This window comes from Nonomuraea sp. WAC 01424, from assembly GCF_003947315.1.
Classification (GTDB): domain Bacteria; phylum Actinomycetota; class Actinomycetes; order Streptosporangiales; family Streptosporangiaceae; genus Nonomuraea; species Nonomuraea spiralis.
On record NZ_QHHZ01000004.1, the window covers coordinates 414,730 to 430,763 of the forward strand.

11 protein-coding genes are annotated in these 16,034 nt (G+C 73.3%); 7 read left to right on the forward strand and 4 right to left on the reverse strand.

The window, feature by feature from the left end; all coding sequences use genetic code 11:
* Positions 1–11: 11 nt before the first annotated feature.
* From DMB42_RS14075 to DMB42_RS14090, 3 genes are all read right to left on the reverse strand, one after another.
* Positions 12–4,187, reverse strand: a complete 4,176-nt coding sequence (locus tag DMB42_RS14075) for a LamG-like jellyroll fold domain-containing protein (RefSeq protein ID WP_125634519.1) — start codon at positions 4,185–4,187, stop codon at positions 12–14.
* 182 nt (positions 4,188–4,369) lie between these two features.
* Positions 4,370–5,116: a hypothetical protein gene (locus tag DMB42_RS14080; RefSeq protein ID WP_125634521.1), complete on the reverse strand. Its 747-nt coding sequence runs from the start codon at positions 5,114–5,116 to the stop codon at positions 4,370–4,372.
* A gap of 253 nt (positions 5,117–5,369) precedes the next feature.
* Positions 5,370–6,344 carry a YafY family protein gene (locus tag DMB42_RS14090; protein ID WP_125634523.1) on the reverse strand — a complete coding sequence of 325 codons (975 nt, stop codon included), beginning with the start codon at positions 6,342–6,344 and terminating at the stop codon, positions 5,370–5,372.
* Between the two features lie 62 nt (positions 6,345–6,406).
* Between DMB42_RS14090 and DMB42_RS14095 the strand changes: the two genes are divergently transcribed.
* From DMB42_RS14095 to DMB42_RS14125, 7 genes are all read left to right on the forward strand, one after another.
* Entirely contained in the window at positions 6,407–7,393 is a 987-nt protein-coding gene (locus tag DMB42_RS14095) for an NADP-dependent oxidoreductase (RefSeq protein ID WP_125634525.1), read from the forward strand.
* The gene (locus DMB42_RS14100) at positions 7,390–8,442 is read left to right on the forward strand and encodes a winged helix DNA-binding domain-containing protein (protein ID WP_125634527.1); all 1,053 of its coding nucleotides are present in this window, start codon (positions 7,390–7,392) and stop codon (positions 8,440–8,442) included. The genes DMB42_RS14095 and DMB42_RS14100 overlap by 4 nt, the downstream gene beginning before the upstream one ends.
* Before the next feature lie 53 nt (positions 8,443–8,495).
* The gene (locus DMB42_RS14105; RefSeq protein WP_260477674.1) at positions 8,496–9,032 is read left to right on the forward strand and encodes a response regulator transcription factor; all 537 of its coding nucleotides are present in this window, start codon (positions 8,496–8,498) and stop codon (positions 9,030–9,032) included.
* Positions 9,005–9,394 (forward strand): hypothetical protein, encoded by a 390-nt coding sequence (locus DMB42_RS14110; RefSeq protein WP_125634529.1) that lies wholly within the window; start codon positions 9,005–9,007, stop codon positions 9,392–9,394. The genes DMB42_RS14105 and DMB42_RS14110 overlap by 28 nt, the downstream gene beginning before the upstream one ends.
* Positions 9,395–9,413: 19 nt before the next feature.
* Positions 9,414–10,040, forward strand: coding sequence for a TetR/AcrR family transcriptional regulator (locus tag DMB42_RS14115; RefSeq protein ID WP_125634531.1), 627 nt, complete (start codon positions 9,414–9,416; stop codon positions 10,038–10,040).
* Between the two features lie 28 nt (positions 10,041–10,068).
* Positions 10,069–11,439, forward strand: coding sequence for a phenylacetate--CoA ligase family protein (locus DMB42_RS14120; protein ID WP_125634533.1), 1,371 nt, complete (start codon positions 10,069–10,071; stop codon positions 11,437–11,439).
* A gap of 69 nt (positions 11,440–11,508) precedes the next feature.
* Positions 11,509–12,165, forward strand: coding sequence for a substrate-binding domain-containing protein (locus DMB42_RS14125; RefSeq protein WP_185844646.1), 657 nt, complete (start codon positions 11,509–11,511; stop codon positions 12,163–12,165).
* 73 nt (positions 12,166–12,238) lie between these two features.
* Here DMB42_RS14125 and DMB42_RS14130 read toward each other — a convergent pair whose 3' ends face one another.
* Positions 12,239–16,018 (reverse strand): type I polyketide synthase, encoded by a 3,780-nt coding sequence (locus DMB42_RS14130; protein WP_260477675.1) that lies wholly within the window; start codon positions 16,016–16,018, stop codon positions 12,239–12,241.
* Positions 16,019–16,034 lie beyond the last annotated feature (16 nt).

A 16,034-nucleotide genomic window follows, 5' to 3' on the forward strand; every position in this document is an offset into this window, starting at 1 on the left:
GGCGCCCTCCCTCACAGCTCGTCGATCTCGGTCGGATTGGCCAGGTAGGCGACCTCGTCGTCGGTCGCCGCGCCGCGCAGCACCCACACGTCGTCGATCTGGCCGGCCCAGTTCTGTCCCGCCGGGTACGCGCCGCCGCTCCTGGCCCGGCCCAGTTGCAGCGAGGAGATCGGGGCGAAGACGCGGGTGCCCTCCCGGTAGGAGACCGTCGGCGCCTCCGCCGCGGCCTCCAGCACGCCGTTGACGTAGAGCGAGACCCGGCTGTCGAAGCCGTCGAAGACCACGGCCAGGTGGTCCCAGTCGGCGAACCCGCTCTGGTGGAAGGAGGAGTGCTCGACCGTCGCCACGCTCGCGCCCGCGCCGTCCTTGTTCGGAACCTCCAGGACGTACCGGCCCTTGGCGGCGTCGTAGCGGACGGTGATCGCGCTGTTGGTGGCGCCGGCCAGGCTCAGCACGGTCATCGACCGGGCCGGTACGCCCGCCGTCTGCGCCCAGGCCGAGACGGTGAAGCTCGCGGCCGTGTCCGCCACGGGCCCCGACGCCGAGGCGTAGTCGCCGTCGCCGCCCGGCAGGTCGAGCGCCCCCGCCACCTGCCCGGACGGCGGCGTGACGATGCTCAGCCCCGGGCCGGTCACGATCCGCGCGCCGCCGGCCAGCGTCAGCGGGTGCGCGGGCGTGACCGGCGCGGAGTCCGCGCTGACCGGCGGCATGCCGGTGGCCTGGTCGACCCGCCAGCGGCCGGTCACGTCGGACTTGACGGTGAACAACGTCCTGGCCTCCTCCGCCGAGACGACCCGGTCGAACAGTCGCACGTCGTCGATCGCGCCCGGCCAGTAGTCGCCCATCACGCCGTTCCAGCGGGCCCGGCCGAGTTGCAGGCCGCCGGTGGAACGCCAGGGCTCGGCCATGTCCGCGCTGCCGCTGTCGACGCCGTTGACGAGCAGGCGCAACTTCCTGGAGACCGCGTCGTGCACGGCGACCAGGTGCGTCCACTGGCCGGGGACCGCCGCGGCGGCCGAGTAGACCGTCGCCGTCGTGGGGGACATCGCGTCGGCGGCGGTGACCATGAAGCCCCACTTGTTGGTGCTCGCCCGGTACTTGAGGTAGAAGCCGCTCTGGGTGAGCCCGTCCTGGCTGACCACGCTGACGTCCTTGGCCGGGAGCGTGGCGGGCAGCCGCACCCACGCCGAGACCGAGTACGTGCCGCCGGTGTCCACGACCGGGTCGGCCGTGGCCGCGTAGCCGGTGGAGCCGTTGAACTGGGCGGCCTTGCCGACCTGGCCGGGCACGCCCAGGGTGAGGCCGGACGCGGCGGCCGTCGGCGGGGCGCTCTCGCCGTAGACGCGCGAGCCGCCGGCCGGCTCCTCCATCCGCCACATCGCCGCCGCGCCCTGCGGCACGGTCCCGGCCGCCAGGGTCGCGGCCTCCTCGTCGGACACGGCCCTGCGGAGTACGGCGACCTCGTCCACGTCGCCCGGCCACCAGTTGGCGTAGCCGCCGTCGTACAGGCTGCGGCCGATCTGGAAGGCGCCCTGGGCGTCCAGCACCGACGCCACCGGGGTCTCGGCGACCCGGGTGCCGTTGACGTACAGGCGCAGCACCTTGGCCGTGGCGTCGTAGACGCCCGTCAGGTGGGTCCAGGTGTCCAGCTCGGGCAGGGCGTTCGCGCCGGCCCTGGTCCACGGGCTGCTGCCGCCGCGTACGTCGCCGGCCGGCGTCTTGAACACCCAGCCGTTGGGGGCCGGGTCCACGCCGAGCTGGAACCCGCTCTGGGTGAGCGCGTCCTGTGCCAGCACGTTGTAGTAGCCGTCGTTCCTGCGCAGCCGTACCCACGCCGAGACCGTGAAGCCCGCCCGGGTGCGCACCAGCGGGACGGACGTCGCCGCGTACCCGCCGCCGAGGCCGTCCAGCCGCAGGCCGCGCCCGGTTCTGCCCTCGGCGCCGAGCGTCACGCCGGCTCCGGCCAGCGCTGCCACGCCCGGCGTGTCGGCGGTGAGCGCGGTCGCGCCCACCGGTTCGTCGAGCTTGAGCCTGACCTGCTCGGGCGCGCCCTCGCTGACCCAGAAGCTGTGGTCGCCGATGGAGAAGTTGCCGGCGGCGTCCCATACGGTCACGTACAGGGTGTTGATCCCCGGCCGGGTGGGCGCCTGCCGCACGAGCTGCGGGTTGGCCGTACGGGCCTGGGCCGAGGCGGGATCCGGCGTGGTGTTGAGCGCGTAGGCGAACTTGACGACCTCGGGGTCGAAGGCGAGGGAGAAGCCGCCGTACCTGCCGACGCCGTCGCGGGCGACCGTGTCCGGGTCGTCGGGGTTGAGCGCCGGGTACTCCGGCGAGCTGATCTGCGGCGTGCGCGGGGCGGTCGGGTCGTAGCGCAGGTAGCAGGCGGTGGCGTCGCCCGCCCAGCTCCACGGGCTCCACGCCGCGCCGTCGTAGGTGCGCACCATGTAGCTGAACCCGGCGCCGACCGGGATCAGCCCGGACGGGATCTGCACCGAGAACGACGACTTCTTCGAACCGGCGGCCGACTGCTTCTTCGGCGTCGTGGTGTGCCAGTTCTTCTCCACGCCCTGCGCGTCCGTCCACACCACCGCGAACTCGGCGCTCAGCTTCTCGCCCTCGGTGCCGCTGTTGTCGGGGTCGGTCAGGTTGTCGGCGTAGATCATCGGGATCCGGTTGACCGCCGTGGGCTTGCCGTACACGGCGCACGGGCCGCCGGGGCTGGAACGCAGCTGGCTCATCTTCGGCTGCGGCGGCGGGGTGTTGTAGTACACGCGCAGGACGGCGTCGCCGTCGAAGCGCTTCCAGCCGTACTCGTCGTCCTCGTGGCCGGCCCGCAGCCCGAACGTCGTGGCCGACCAGCCCTTGGACGCGGCGGCCTTGACCGCGCTCAGCACGTTGAACACCACGTCGCCCGCCGGGCAGCCGGTACGGCCCTTGGCCACGTCCCGGTAGGTCAGGTAGTCGGCCCAGTTGTCCTTCGTGGAGTTCCAGGTGGACGTCGTACCGAAACCGGTGGCCCGGTAGATGTGCACCGAACGGCCGTCGCAGGAGGGCGCGTACGTCTCCTTGACCGAGAACTCCGCCGAGATGATCTGCTTGCCGGAGAACCGGCTGGTCGGCATCCGGTAGAACAGCCGCTTGACGAACGAGCTGCCGCAGTACGCGCCGGCCGGCGGCAGGTTGATCGGGCAGCGGCCCATGCCCTCCTCCTTGAACCCGTAGTCCTCCCATCCGCCGCTGGAGACCATGAGGTTGGCCGATTCGCCGGGGGAGTACCAGACCGGGTCGATGTAGACGGGGAACACCGTTCCGGGCGAGGTGAGCATGCCCTGGTCGGGCGTGAGGGTCAGTGCGCCGTCCCCGGTGGCGGCGGGCATCACGGCGACCTTGGAGGTGTCGCCGGGCGCGGCGGCCGAGGCGGCGCGCAGGCCGTCGTCGACCGCGCCGGACCTGGCCAGCAGCCCGGCGGGAGCGCTGGAGTCCCACATGCGCGGCGGCGCGGCCGTGAACAGCTCGCCGCCGCCGGCCGCGTCGGTCACCGACTGGCGGCCCCGCGCGTCGGCCGACACCCGCAGTCCGGGCGTGGTCAGCCCGAACCGCAGCTGCCGCAGCCGCGGGTCGCGGGCCGCGGCCGGGGTCTTGACGACCAGCACGTGCGAGGCGCCCCTCGCGCTCACCTGCACGCGCAGGTCCACGTCCGGTCCGAGTACGCCCCGGTACAGGGCCGTGTCGCCCTGGAGCTCGGGCGCGGGCAGCGTCCCCGGCCAGGTGAGCGACATGGTCCGGCCGGCCCTGGTCAGCGCCAGCATCGCGCCGTCCCCGCCGCCCGACAGCCGTACGCCGATGGGCGCGGCCACCGGTCCCACCGAACCGTCCTCGGCCTTGACCAGGGTGGTGTCGACCGGCGCCCAGGCGCCGTCCTTGAGCGTGCGGACCGGGAACAGGTGCTCGGTCGCGACGAAACCGCCGCCCGGCTGGGCGTACACCTCCCGGGCCTCGCCGCGCAGCCCGAGCACCTCGACGGGCCGGCCGCTGCGTACGGCCTCCGCCGCCGCCTCGGTCTCGGTCACGTGCGGCCCCGGCTCGGGGGCGGCCCGCCCGGCGGGCCCGGCATCGGCCCTGGACGGAACGGTCAGCAAGGACAGCGCGAGCACGCTCGCGAGTGCCGCGCTCCAACGTCTTCTCACGGGTGCTCCTCGGCTCCGGCCCTGTTGGAAGGCATGCCGGGACCCCGGGACGACCCGGGGCACGGCGATGCTGAGAGCTGCCAAGAAAGTAGGACCCGAGGCATGACGGTGGCGTCAGCCCGTGGGTTGAGAAGATCGTCAACTTTGGCGGTACGATCCCGCCGCCGTCGGGAGAGGGCCCGTCAGTCGTCGGCCTTGGTGCTCACCGCGTCGGAGGCCGGCGGCTTGATGGACACCTTGGCGCCCCAGCCGGTGAAGCGGCTGTCGATCGTGATCGTCCTGCCTTCCAGGGCGCTGGTGTCGAGCACCCCCGTGGCCGCGTACGACGACTTCACCCTGCTCACGAGCCCGGCTGAGGTCAGCGTGAGCGTGTAGGAGACCTTGGTGTCGTCGTGCATGCGCAGCGGGATCGAGGCCCCGAACCAGCGCGACGCCTTCTCCAGCTCCTTGAAGGTGATCTTGCCCGTGAGCGTGCGCCCGCTCAGCTTCCCCTTCTTCACCAGCGCCGCCAGCGTCTTGGGCTCGACGGGGTTGATGACCTGCCCGTAGAAGGCGCTGCCGCCGCCGAGCAGGCCGTTGCCCTTGTACCAGGCCTTGCCCTCGGGCAGGCGGTCCGCCCACATGCCGCCCGAGGTGTAGCTGACGTCGCCGATGCTGATCGTGCGCTCGCGGGGGCGGCCCACGGGGGTGGCGGTGATGTCGGAGGCCGCCACGCCCTTGGCGTTGAACTGGAACGTGCCCTTGCGGCTCTGGAACTTGTTGTTCTTGCCGCCCGAGAGCGTGGTCGTCTCGGTGAACCGCACGCCGTGCCCGGAGGTGAGCACGGCCTTGAGGGCGCGTACGGGATCCTTGGGGGCAGCCTGGGCGGGGACGGCCGCCGTCAGCAGGCAGCAGGAGGCCGCGAGGGCCGTGATCATGGTCTTCTTCACGAGCTGTGATCTTGCCGCAGGCCGGTCACGACCGGGGCACGACCGCCTCACGCCTGTAGCTGGCACCACGTCGGGAAGAGGCGTCAGCCTCATTCTCCGACCCCGGCCGGCTTCACTTCTCCCTCCATCGCGGTGACCGAGATCCAGCGTTTCCCCGACCGCGGTCACTCCCTGACGATCGACCACGGCTGGCGCGAGGTGGCCGAGGCGTGCCTGACCTGGCTCGCCGGGAAGGACCTGTAGACCCGCGGCGTCACGGGCGAGATCCGGGAGGCGACGACCTGGCGACGGCGTCGAGGAAGCGGGTGCCCCAGTCGCGCAGGTGGTCGAGGAACTCCGGCGGTCCGAGCACCTCGAACTCGGCGCCGACGTTGCCGAGCGCCTGCGTGGGCCAGTCCAGGCTGGTGGAGATCATCGTGAGCCGGCACCGGTCGTCGGCGACCGGTTCGACCTCGCCCCATTGGCCGACCATCCGGCGTACCTGCCCGGCGGGCGCGTGGACCAGCGCGACGACCGTGTGAGCGGCCGGAACCTGGGCCGCGGTCCGTACGAACGCGGCGGCGTCCCCGCCGGGCAGCGGCCGTGGCCGGAAGGGCACACCGGTGTTGCGCGGCAGGGCCAGCCGGTCGACGCGGAAGCTGCGCCAGTCGTGCCTGGTCAGGTCGTAGGCCACCAGATACCAGCGGCCCCCGAGCGCGACGAGGCGATGGGGCTCCACTTCGCGTCCGGTACGCGCGCCGCCGCGCGTGGTGTACTCGAAGCACAGCCGTTCCTGGTCCCGGCACGACTGGGCGATCAGCGTCAGCACCTCCGCCGGGATGACCGGCCCGCTGGAGGCCGCCGAGACGGTCATCGCGCGCAGCGCGTTCACTCTGGTCCGCAAGCGGGGCGGCAGGACCTGCACCACCTTGGTCAACGCGCGCACCGCCGCCGCCTCCAGCCCCGAGATCCCGCTCTGCGCCGCGTCCCCCATGCCGACCGCCAGCGCGACCCCTTCCTCGTCGTCGAGCAGCAACGGCGGCAGCACGGCCCCGGGCTCCAGCTGGTAACCGCCGTCGGTGCCCCGGGAGGCGTGCACCGGATAGCCCAGCTCGCGCAGGCGATCGACGTCGCGGCGCAGCGTACGTTCCGACACGCCGAGCCGGTCGGCCAGGTCCGCGCCCGGCCAGTGACGGTGCGTCTGCAACAACGACAACAGCGTGAGCGTGCGGGAACTGGTGTTGGCCATGTCGCCATTATCGGCGTACTTCCGGTCAAAAACTGGCCGGAAGCCTCTCTAGTGTGGTCACCATGATGACTCACGAGATTCAGCTGACCGCCCAGATCGCCGGCGTCCCCGGCCCCGAGCACTTCACCGTCGCCCGGACGGAGATCGCGGGCGAGGTCGTCGTCCGCACCGACTACCTGGGGCTGGCCGCCACGTACCTCGAACTCATGCGCCCCGACTGCCACCTGCCGATCCCGGCCTGGCAGCCCGGCCTGCGGGTGGGCGTCATGGCGATCGGCACCGTGCTGAGCTCGGCCGATCCCGGCCTGCGGGAGGGCGACCTGGTCCAGTCGATGAGCGGCTGGAGCACGCACTCGGCGGGACCGGCGGCCGCCTACGTCAAGCTGGACCGGGACGCCTACCCCGACCCGAGCTACCACCTCGGCCAGGGCCCCACCGCCTACCACGGCGTCGCGGACGTGGCCAAGGCCGGCGAGGGCGACGTCGTGTTCGTCTCCGGCGCGGCCGGCGGTGTCGGCTCGCTGGCCGGGCAGATCGCCCGCAACCTGGGCGCCAAGAAGGTGATCGGCAGCGCGGGCAGCCAGGCCAAGGCCGACTACCTCGTGGCCGAGCTCGGCTTCGACGCCGCCTTCGACTACCACCACGACCCGGCCGCCGCGCTCAGGGAACTGGCCCCGGAGGGCATCACCGTCTTCTTCGACACCGTCGGCGGCGCGCTGTACGACGCCGCGCTGGAGGCCGCCGCCCCGGGCGCCAGGTTCGCCCTGTGCGGATCGTTGTCCACCCAGCTCGGCGCCGCCCCCGACCGCTTCCCCGAGCCCGACCACGACGCCGCCCGGGCCAAGGGGGTCGAGCTGCTGCCGTTCTCCTGCCACCACACGCCCGACCAGGTCGCCGCCTGGCACCGCCACTTCCGTACGGCGCTCGACCAGGGCCGCTTCGTCTACCCGCGGACCGTGGTCGAGACCGGCATCGACGGCGTGCCCGGCGCGTTCCTGGCCATGTTGCGGGGCGAGTACCGCGGCAACGTCTCGGTGCGGCTGCCATGACCACCCTGTCCCGCCGGGCGCTCAACCGGGCCCTGCTCCAGCGGCAGTTCCTGCTGGAGCGGGCCGACCTGCCGGCCCTGGAGGTGATCGGCCACCTGGTCGCCATGCAGGCGCAGGAGCCGAACTGGCCCTACGTCGGACTGTGGACCCGGATCCGCCACTTCACCCACGCCGACCTCACCACCCTGCTCGCCGAGGGGCGGGTGGTGCGTTCCGGTCTGCTGCGCGGCACGATGCACCTCACAGTGGCCGGCGACTTCCGGCGGCTGCGGCCGGTGATTCAGCCCGTCCTGGACCGCACCGCCGGATCGGCGCACTTCCGGCGCAACAACACCGGGCTCGACCCCGCGGCGCTGGTGGCCGAGGGGCGTGCCCTGGTGCGGACCGGGCCGCTGCCCAGAAGGGATCTCGCCAGGCACCTGGCGACCCTCCACCCGGGCCGCGACAGCCGGATCCTGGCCGGCGAGATCGAACTGCGCACCCCGCTCGTGCACGATCCAGCCACCGCGTCCTGGGGCGGCTGGGGCACCCGCTCGTCGGTCGCCGTCAGCGACACCCCGGTCGACCCCTTCCACCCCGCCGCCCTCCGCGACCTGATCCGCCGCTACCTGGCCGCGTTCGGGCCCGCCACCGTGGCGGACGTGCAGGCGTGGTGCGGGCTGACCCGGCTGGACGAGGTCGTCTCGGAGATGGGCGCCGGCCTGCGCCACCACACCGGCCCCGACGGCCGGCGCCTGCTCGACCTGCCCGACGCGCCGCTCCCCGACCCCGACACCCCCGCCCCGGTACGGCTGCTGCCCGCCTACGACAACGCCCTCCTCGGCCACGCCGACCGCAGCCGCATCGTCGCCGACGCCGACCGCGAGCACGTCGCCCCCGGCCAGGCCAGAGTGCTGCCCACGGTGCTCATCGACGGTTACGTCAGCGGCACCTGGTCCTTCACCGCGGGCGAGGTACGGGTGACGCCGTTCCGTACCCTTTCGGCCGCGGAACGGCAGGCGGTCGACGACGAGATCAGCCGGCTGCTGCCGTTCCTGTCGTACCGCTGAGGCGCCGGGGTGCCGATATCCTCCGGCGAAGGGGGAGGGGCCGAGTCATTCGGGTGTCGCTGGCCGAGGACATGCGCATCCTGCGGGAGGCGCCGGCCGGGCTGCTCCGGCTGGCGGCCGATCTGGAGAAGGCGCTGATCCTGACCGCCGTCGGGCGGCCGGACAACCTGCGGCGCGGGATCGCCGCCGAGGTCGCGGGGTTCATGCTCAAGGACGCGGGCCCGGACGAGCTGTCGGCGGCCATCCGCACCGTGGCGGGCGGGGGCAGGGTCATCGATCCGCAGCCGGCCTTCGCCGCGCTGGGGGCGCAGGGCAGCCCGCTGACCTCGCGGGAGGCCGACGTGCTGCGCCTGACGGCGCGCGGCGCCACGCCGCGCGAGGTGGCCCAGTGGCTCCGCCTGACCTACGGCACCGTACGGAACTATCCGGCCTCGGCGTCCGCCAGGTGGTACGCCTCAGCGCCGGCGGCTCCACGATCCGGCTCAGGCTGTCCAACCGGTACGGCACCACGCCGCTCACGATCACTGGTGTCACCGTCGCCAAGTCCGCCGGGGGAGCCGCCGTGCGCCCGGCCACGACGCGGGCCGTGACGTTCGGCCGCGGCCACGGCACGGTGATCCCCGCCGGACGGGAGGCCGTCAGCGACGCCGTACGGCTGCCCGTCACCGCGCTGGACAAGCTGAGCGTCACCCTGTACGTCAAGGGCGCGACCGACCCGGCGACCTTCCACGACATCGCCTCGGCCACCACCTTCCGCGCCCGCGGCGTACGGGTCATCGGCGGCACGATCATGCCGTTCAAGGGCAACCCCTGGCTCTACCCCGCGGACAACGCCCAGACGCTCGCCATGGAGAAGACCCGTGACGCCGTCAGCCAGTGGATCCGCGACGGCGGCGAGTACGACGCCGTGGAGCCCCCGGCGCTGAAACTTCCAGTTGCTGGAAATTTCTAGTGCGAGTACATTTGCCCGCATGCAGGAATCGCGGCGGGAGCGGAAGAAGCACGAGACCCGCCGCCGCATCGTGGCGGCGGCCATCGCCCTGTTCGAGGAACAGGGGTACGAGCAGACCACCGTGACGCAGATCGCCGCGGCGGCCGACGTCGACCCCAAGACGTTCTTCAACTACTTCCGCACCAAGGACGAAGTGCTCTTCTCCGACCTGGAACGGGACTTCGACGTGCTGGTCGAGGCCATCGCGGCCCGCCGCCAGGACGAGGGCCCGGGTGAGGTGCTGGCCAGGGCGGTCGAGCGGTACGCCGCCCACCGCCGGCCCAAGGTCCCCGTCAAGGAGGCCGCGGAGCTGTCCGGCGTGACCCGGATGGCCCTGACCACGCCGGCGCTCCAGGCCAAGGGGCTCTACCTGCTGCTCGACCTTCAGCAGCGCGTCGCGGGCGAGCTGCTGAAGGCGTTCCCCGGCCTCGACCCGATCACCGCGGCAGCGATGACCGGGGCCCTGATGGGCGCCATCCAGCAGGCGGGATTGGCCAGCGTCCAGCTCGGCCGGTCGCAGGAGGAGTTGTGGCAGGCCAGCAGGCACGGCGTGGAGATCGCCATGCGCGGCCTGCTCGCGGTGCCGCCGCCCACCCCGAACCCTTGACGCACCACCCGAGACAGGAGCGACGATCATGGGGGAAAGCATCCGGCGGCTCGCCCGCGACATGCGGCGCGCCGTACGGGAAGGCCCTGAGGCGATCGCGCGGCGGCGGCGGGCCCGGCTGGCCGAGCTGGTGCAGCACGCCCGCGCCCACTCGCCGTACTACCGCGAGCTTTACCACGGCCTGCCGGAGGGGGCCGACGACCCTGAGCTGCTCCCGGTCACCGGCAAGAAGGCGTTGATGGCCCGCTTCGACGACTGGGCCACCGACCGTGAGGTGACCCGTGAGCGGGTCGAGGCGTTCGTGGCCGATCCCGATCTCGTGGGCCACCGGTTCCTCGGCCGTTACCTGGTCACCACGACCACCGGCACCAGCGGGCAGCGCGGCCTGTTCGTGCAGGACGACCACTGCCTGGCCGTCCACACCGCCACCGGGCTGCGCACCGGCGCCGGGTTGTCGGCCCGCGACGTGCTGCGCACCCTCGCCCGCGCCGGCCGTATGGCGGACGTCACCGCGCCGCGCGGCCACTTCGCCACCCTCGCCGGGCCGGCACGGGCGGCCCTGGACCGGCCGTGGCTCGGCCGGTTGATGCGGGTCGTCCCGACCGACCAGTCGATGGAGAGCATGGTCGACGAGCTCAACCGGTTCGATCCGGCGAGCGTCGCCGGGTTCGTGGGGCTGCTCACGCTGCTGGCGGGGGAGCAGGAGGCCGGACGGTTGCGCATCCGTCCGGCGCTCGTCATCCCCGGCGGCGAGACGCTGAGCCCGCAGGCCCGGGAACGCCTCGCCACCGCGTTCGGCGCGAAGGTCCGCGCCGCCTACGCCTGCGGCGAGTGCGGCTTCCTCACGTCCGGCTGCCGGGAGGGCTGGTACCACGTCAACAGCGACTGGGTCGTCCTGGAGCCGGTCGACGCCGACCATCGGCCGGTGCCGCCCGGGCAGCTCTCGCACACCGTCCTGATCAGCAACCTCGCCAACCGGGTCCAGCCGATCCTGCGCTACGACCTCGGCGACAGCGTCCTGATGCGGCCCGACCCCTGTCCATGCGGCAACGCGCTCCCGGCCGTACAGGTGCAGGGGCGCGCGGCCGACCTGCTCACCTTCCCCGCCGAGGACGGTGAGCGGGTCGGCATCTCGCCCATGTCCTTCAGCACCGCGCTGGCCGTGCCCGGCATGGACCAGTTCCAGCTCGTCCAGACCGCGCCCACCGTCCTGCGGGTACGCCTGCGGGCCGCCGGCGGCGCCGACGCGGACTGGGTGTGGCAGGCCGCCCGTGACCGGGTCGTCCACCTGCTCACCGAGCACAGAGCCGGTCACGTGACGATCGAGCGCGCCGGGGAGCCGCCCGAGCAGTCGGCCGGCGGGAAGTACCGCAAGATCATCCCGCTGCCGGGTCCCTGACGGCTTCCGGGGGCTTCTCAGGCCTTGTCCGTGGCCTGCCAGATGCGGCTACGCAGGTCCATGCCCCGGATGACCTGGACGCGCCAGGTGTCCAGGCGCAGGACGTGCAGCTGGTGCGCCGAGATCCTCATCACCGCCGCCGACCTGCTCCACGTCCGCAACCCGGCCGCCCAGGTGCAGGTCACCGAGGTCCAGCTCTACGATCCCCTCGGCCCGCTGCGCGCCGGCGCCCTCGATCTCCAGCTCACTGAGCTCCCGATCGACGAACCCGACGTCACGGTCGGCCCCGTCGTCTTCAGCGCGCCCCGCGCGCTCATCGTCCCGGTCGGGCACCCCTTCGCCGAGCGTGCCTCGGTCTCGTTGGAGGACTGCGCGGCCGAGCCGATGATCACCGTGGGCGGCGGCGCCGTCCCGGCCTACTGGTACGAGCACCACTACCCGTCCGCGACCCCGTCCGGCCGCGTCGTACCGAGGGGGCCCGTCGCCACCTACTGGCACGAGATCCTGCCGCTGGTCAGCAGCGGCAAGGGCGTCTCACCCACCTGCCTGTGGGCCGCCCCCTACTTCGCCCACCCGGGCATCGTCTACGTCCCCTTCGACGACGCCCCGCCGATCGAGTACGGCATCCTGTGGCCGACCGCGCGCGACACACCCGCCGTCCGCGCCTTCGCCGACATCATCCGCCAGGCCGCCGCCCGACGCACGGACCGCTCGACCGGCCAGTAGGCCGCAAGCAGGTCGTACGGAGGCGGGCGGGCGCGGCGAGCCGGGCGGTCCGAGGGCCGCCCGGCTCGCCGGTTCAGCCTCCGACCACCGGCAGGCTCTCGGGTACGGGCTCCGTCGCCGGGGCCGGTTCGAGAGTCGCGAGCAGCGTCACCAGGTGGTCCGCGATCGCGGAGATGGTGGGCTGCTGCCACAGCAGGGTCGCGGGAAGACGGCAGCCGAAACGCTTCTCCAGACGCCGCCGGACCATGACGGTCATCACCGAGTCCAGCCCCTGCTCGACAAGGGGACGACGGATCGCCAGGTCCTCCGGGGCCAGCCGCATCACGGCCGCGATCTCCGCGCGGACCTCGGGCAGGACGCGGTCGCGCAGGACCTCCGGCGCCAGGCCGGCGAACGACTCACCGGGCCCCCGAAGGTCCTCCTCGGTCAGGACGGGCGCGTCGATCACCGGGTAGCGCAGCCCCCTGAGGTGCCCCACCACCCGGCCGTCCACGTCGGCCAGGAGCGCCCGTACGGTGTCCTCGGCGGTCGGGTCCATCGCCGCGTCGATGATCACCGTGGACGGCGGCGCGCCGGTCAGCACCACCTCGTCGATGTGCACGACCATGCGCAACACCGGATCGCCGGGGAACACGCAGGGCGCCACGGACATGGCCGCGTCCAGCGCCGAGGCCCAGCCCTCCGACTCCCCGGTGCGTACGGTGGCGCGCAGCACGCCGTCCGCGCCCAGCAGCGTCTCGATCGTCCAGTCGAACCCCGTCGAGGGCACGCCGACGGCGGCCAGCCGCTGGTGCACGAACCCGGGGTCGACCGGGCCGAGAGCCCCGGCGTCCGGCAGCACGTCGGGCTTCACCATGCCCGGGGCGGCGACGTCGGCGGTGACGTGCACCAGCCACGCCGGTTCCGGCTCGTCGGGGTCGCCCGGCGTACGGGCCGCGAGCCGGACCGCCGGAGGTTCGTGCACGACCTGGATCTGCCGGCGTTCCGCGGTCATCAGCGGATGCGTCATCTCCACGTCGGTGAGCGTGGCGTCCTCGTCCTCGACCGCGTGCAGGAACGTGTTGACCAGCACGGCGGCGGGCACGATCTCGACCCCGTTGAGGGTGTGGCTGCCCGGGTAGGGCCGGTTGGCGTCCTCCAGGCTGGTGCGCCACACGCGGGTCCGGCTGCCCGCGAGGCTGGTCCCGGCTCCGAGCAGGGTGTGGGAGTGCACGTCGTGCCCTCGGTTGTCGTCCTCGCCGGAGCTCTCGCGCCAGTGGCGGCGGTGTTGCCAGGCGTACGGCGGCAGGTCGGCCAGGCCGCCGTACGGCTGCAGCCGGTGCCAGTCCACCTCGACGCCGTGACAGTGCGCCGTGCCGACCGCGACGAGGAAGGCCGGCAGCTCCGGCTGGTTCCGGCGCAGCGAGACGCCGACGAACACGTCCTCGAACCCGTTCTCCGAGAGCGTCTCGGTGACGGAGTGCGCGACCACGGGGTGGGGGGAGATCTCCAGGAACACGCGGTAGCCGTCCTCGGCGGCGGCCGTCGTCGCCGCGGTCAGCCGTACGGGGTCCCGGAGGTTCGCCGCCCAGTACGCGCTGTCCAGGACCGGCGTCGCCCGGGGGTCGGCCAGCGCGGTCGTGTACATGGGGATGCGGGACGCGCCGAACGACAGATCGGCCGTGGCGGCGGCCAGGCCGAAGGCCAGCGGGTCCATGTGCGGGCTGTGGAAGGCGACGTCCGAGGCCACCCGCCGTACCACGATGCCCTCGGCCGGCCACTCGTTCACCACCTCCTCGACCGCGGCGACGTCGCCGGACAACACGGTGGAGCCCGGCGCCGACGAGATCGCGGCCACCAGGTCGGCACGGCCGGCCAGCCGGTCCGCCGCCTCCTCGAAGGACAGGTCGACCATCACCATGGCGCCCTTGCCCTCGGCCTGCCGCAGCAGCCGGGAACGCCGGCAGATCAGGCGGGCGCCGTCGGCGACGCTCATCGCGCCGGCCGTCACCGCCGCCGCGATCTCGCCGACGGAGTGGCCGATGACGGCCTTCGGCGCGACCCCGTACGCGTTCCAGAGCCTGGCCAGGCCCAGCTGCATGACGAAGATCATGGTCTGCACGCGGTCGATCGTGTCGAGGTCGCCGTCGGCCAGGACCTGCCGCGGCGAGAAGCCGATCTCCGCGGTGAAGATCGGCTCCACCTCGTCGACGAGGGACGCGAACTCCGGTACGGCGAGCAGTTCCCGTCCCATGCCGCGCCACTGGCAGCCCTGCCCGGAGAAGACCCAGACCAGCCCGGGGCCGAGCTCGGGCAGCACGTCCCCGGTGAGGACCGCCTCGGCCGGCACGTCCTCCGCGAGTCTGCGCAGGTGGGCTGCCAGTTCGTCCTGGTCCGTCCCGATCACGACGGCGCGGCGGGCCAGGTGGGTGCGCCGGAGCGCCAGCGTGTGCCCGGCCGACGCCAGGTCGAGCCCGTTCCCGAGGTGATCGGCGAGCTTGCCGGCGTACTGCCGCAGGGCCTGCTCCGACGCGGCCGACAGCGGGAACAGCCGCTCCGACCGGGCAGGCGTCCCCTCGGCCTCGGGCGCGGGCGGGGCCTGCTCAAGCAGGATGTGCGCGACGGTGCCGCCGTACCCGAAGCTGGAGACGCCCGCCCGGCGGGGATGGTCGCGCTCCGGCCAGGCGGTTTGCCCGGTCACCACACGCAGGCCCGAGGTCTCCCACGCGACGGCCGGGTTCAGGGTGTCCAGCACGCTCGGGGGGATCTCGCCGCGGTGGAGGGCGAGCACCGCCTTGATGACGCCGGCGATGCCGGCGGCGCCTTCGAGGTGGCCGATGTTGGACTTGACCGAGCCGATGAGGCACGGGTCGCCGGGGGGCCGCCCCGAGCCGTACACCGAGGAGAGCGCGCCCGCCTCAAGCGGGTCGCCCAGCCGGGTGCCGGTGCCGTGCGCCTCGATGTAGTCGACGGTGGACGGCGCGACGCCCGCCTGCTTGCAGGCCCGGGCCATCACGTGTTCCTGGGCCTCCCCGCACGGCGCCATGATGCCGTTGGTGTGCCCGTCCTGGTTGACGGCGCTGCCGGCGACGAGCGCGAGGATGCGGTCGCCGTCGCGCTGCGCGTCGGACAGCCGCTTGAGCACGACCACGCCGCAGCCTTCGCCGCGGCCGTAGCCGTCGGCCGACGCGTCGAACGACTTGGACCGCCCGTCGGGGGCCAGGGCTCCGGCGGTGCCGAGCGTGAGGGTCTGGCCGGGGGTGACCAGCAGGTTGCCGCCGCCGGCGAGGGCGACGTCGCTCTCGCCGAGCCGCAGGCTCTGCGCGGCCAGGTGCAGCGCGACCAGCGAGGCCGAGCAGGCGGTGTCGATCGCCATGCTGGGGCCGCGCAGGTCGAGGGAGTAGGAGATGCGGTTGGCGACGGCGCAGGTCGCGGCGCCGATCCCGGTCCACGCCTCGATCTGGGGCAGATCCTCCAGCAGCCGGCCGCCGTAGTCGGCCGTGCAGACGCCGACGAACACCCCGGCGTCGGTCCCGGCCAGCTCGTGCGGCGGCAGGCCGGCGTGCTCGGGGGCCTCCCACGCGGTCTCCATCAGGATCCGCTGCTGCGGGTCCATCAGCTCGGCCTCGCGGGGCGACAGGCCGAAGAACTCGGCGTCGAAGCCCTCGATGTCGCTCAGGAAACTGCCGTGACGTACGGCGTCGCGCAGCGCGGCGGCGTGTTCGGGGCTGCGGTTCTCGTACCGGCGCCAGCGTTCGGCGGGCAGCGGCCGGGTCGTGTTCCGGCCGGCGCACAACAGGTCCCAGAACTCGTCCGGCGAGTGGACGTCGCCCGGAAGACGGCATCCGATCCCGACCACCGCGACTGGTTCCACCCGGGCTCCGCGCGGA

Coding starts and splice junctions, on each gene's coding strand:
- DMB42_RS14090 (WP_125634523.1), bottom strand. CDS start 6,344: ATGGCCAACACCAGTTCCCGCACGCTCACGCTGTTGTCGTTGTTGCAG.
- DMB42_RS14095 (WP_125634525.1), top strand. CDS start 6,407: ATGATGACTCACGAGATTCAGCTGACCGCCCAGATCGCCGGCGTCCCC.
- DMB42_RS14100 (WP_125634527.1), top strand. CDS start 7,390: ATGACCACCCTGTCCCGCCGGGCGCTCAACCGGGCCCTGCTCCAGCGG.
- DMB42_RS14115 (WP_125634531.1), top strand. CDS start 9,414: ATGCAGGAATCGCGGCGGGAGCGGAAGAAGCACGAGACCCGCCGCCGC.
- DMB42_RS14120 (WP_125634533.1), top strand. CDS start 10,069: ATGGGGGAAAGCATCCGGCGGCTCGCCCGCGACATGCGGCGCGCCGTA.
- DMB42_RS14125 (WP_185844646.1), top strand. CDS start 11,509: ATGACCTGGACGCGCCAGGTGTCCAGGCGCAGGACGTGCAGCTGGTGC.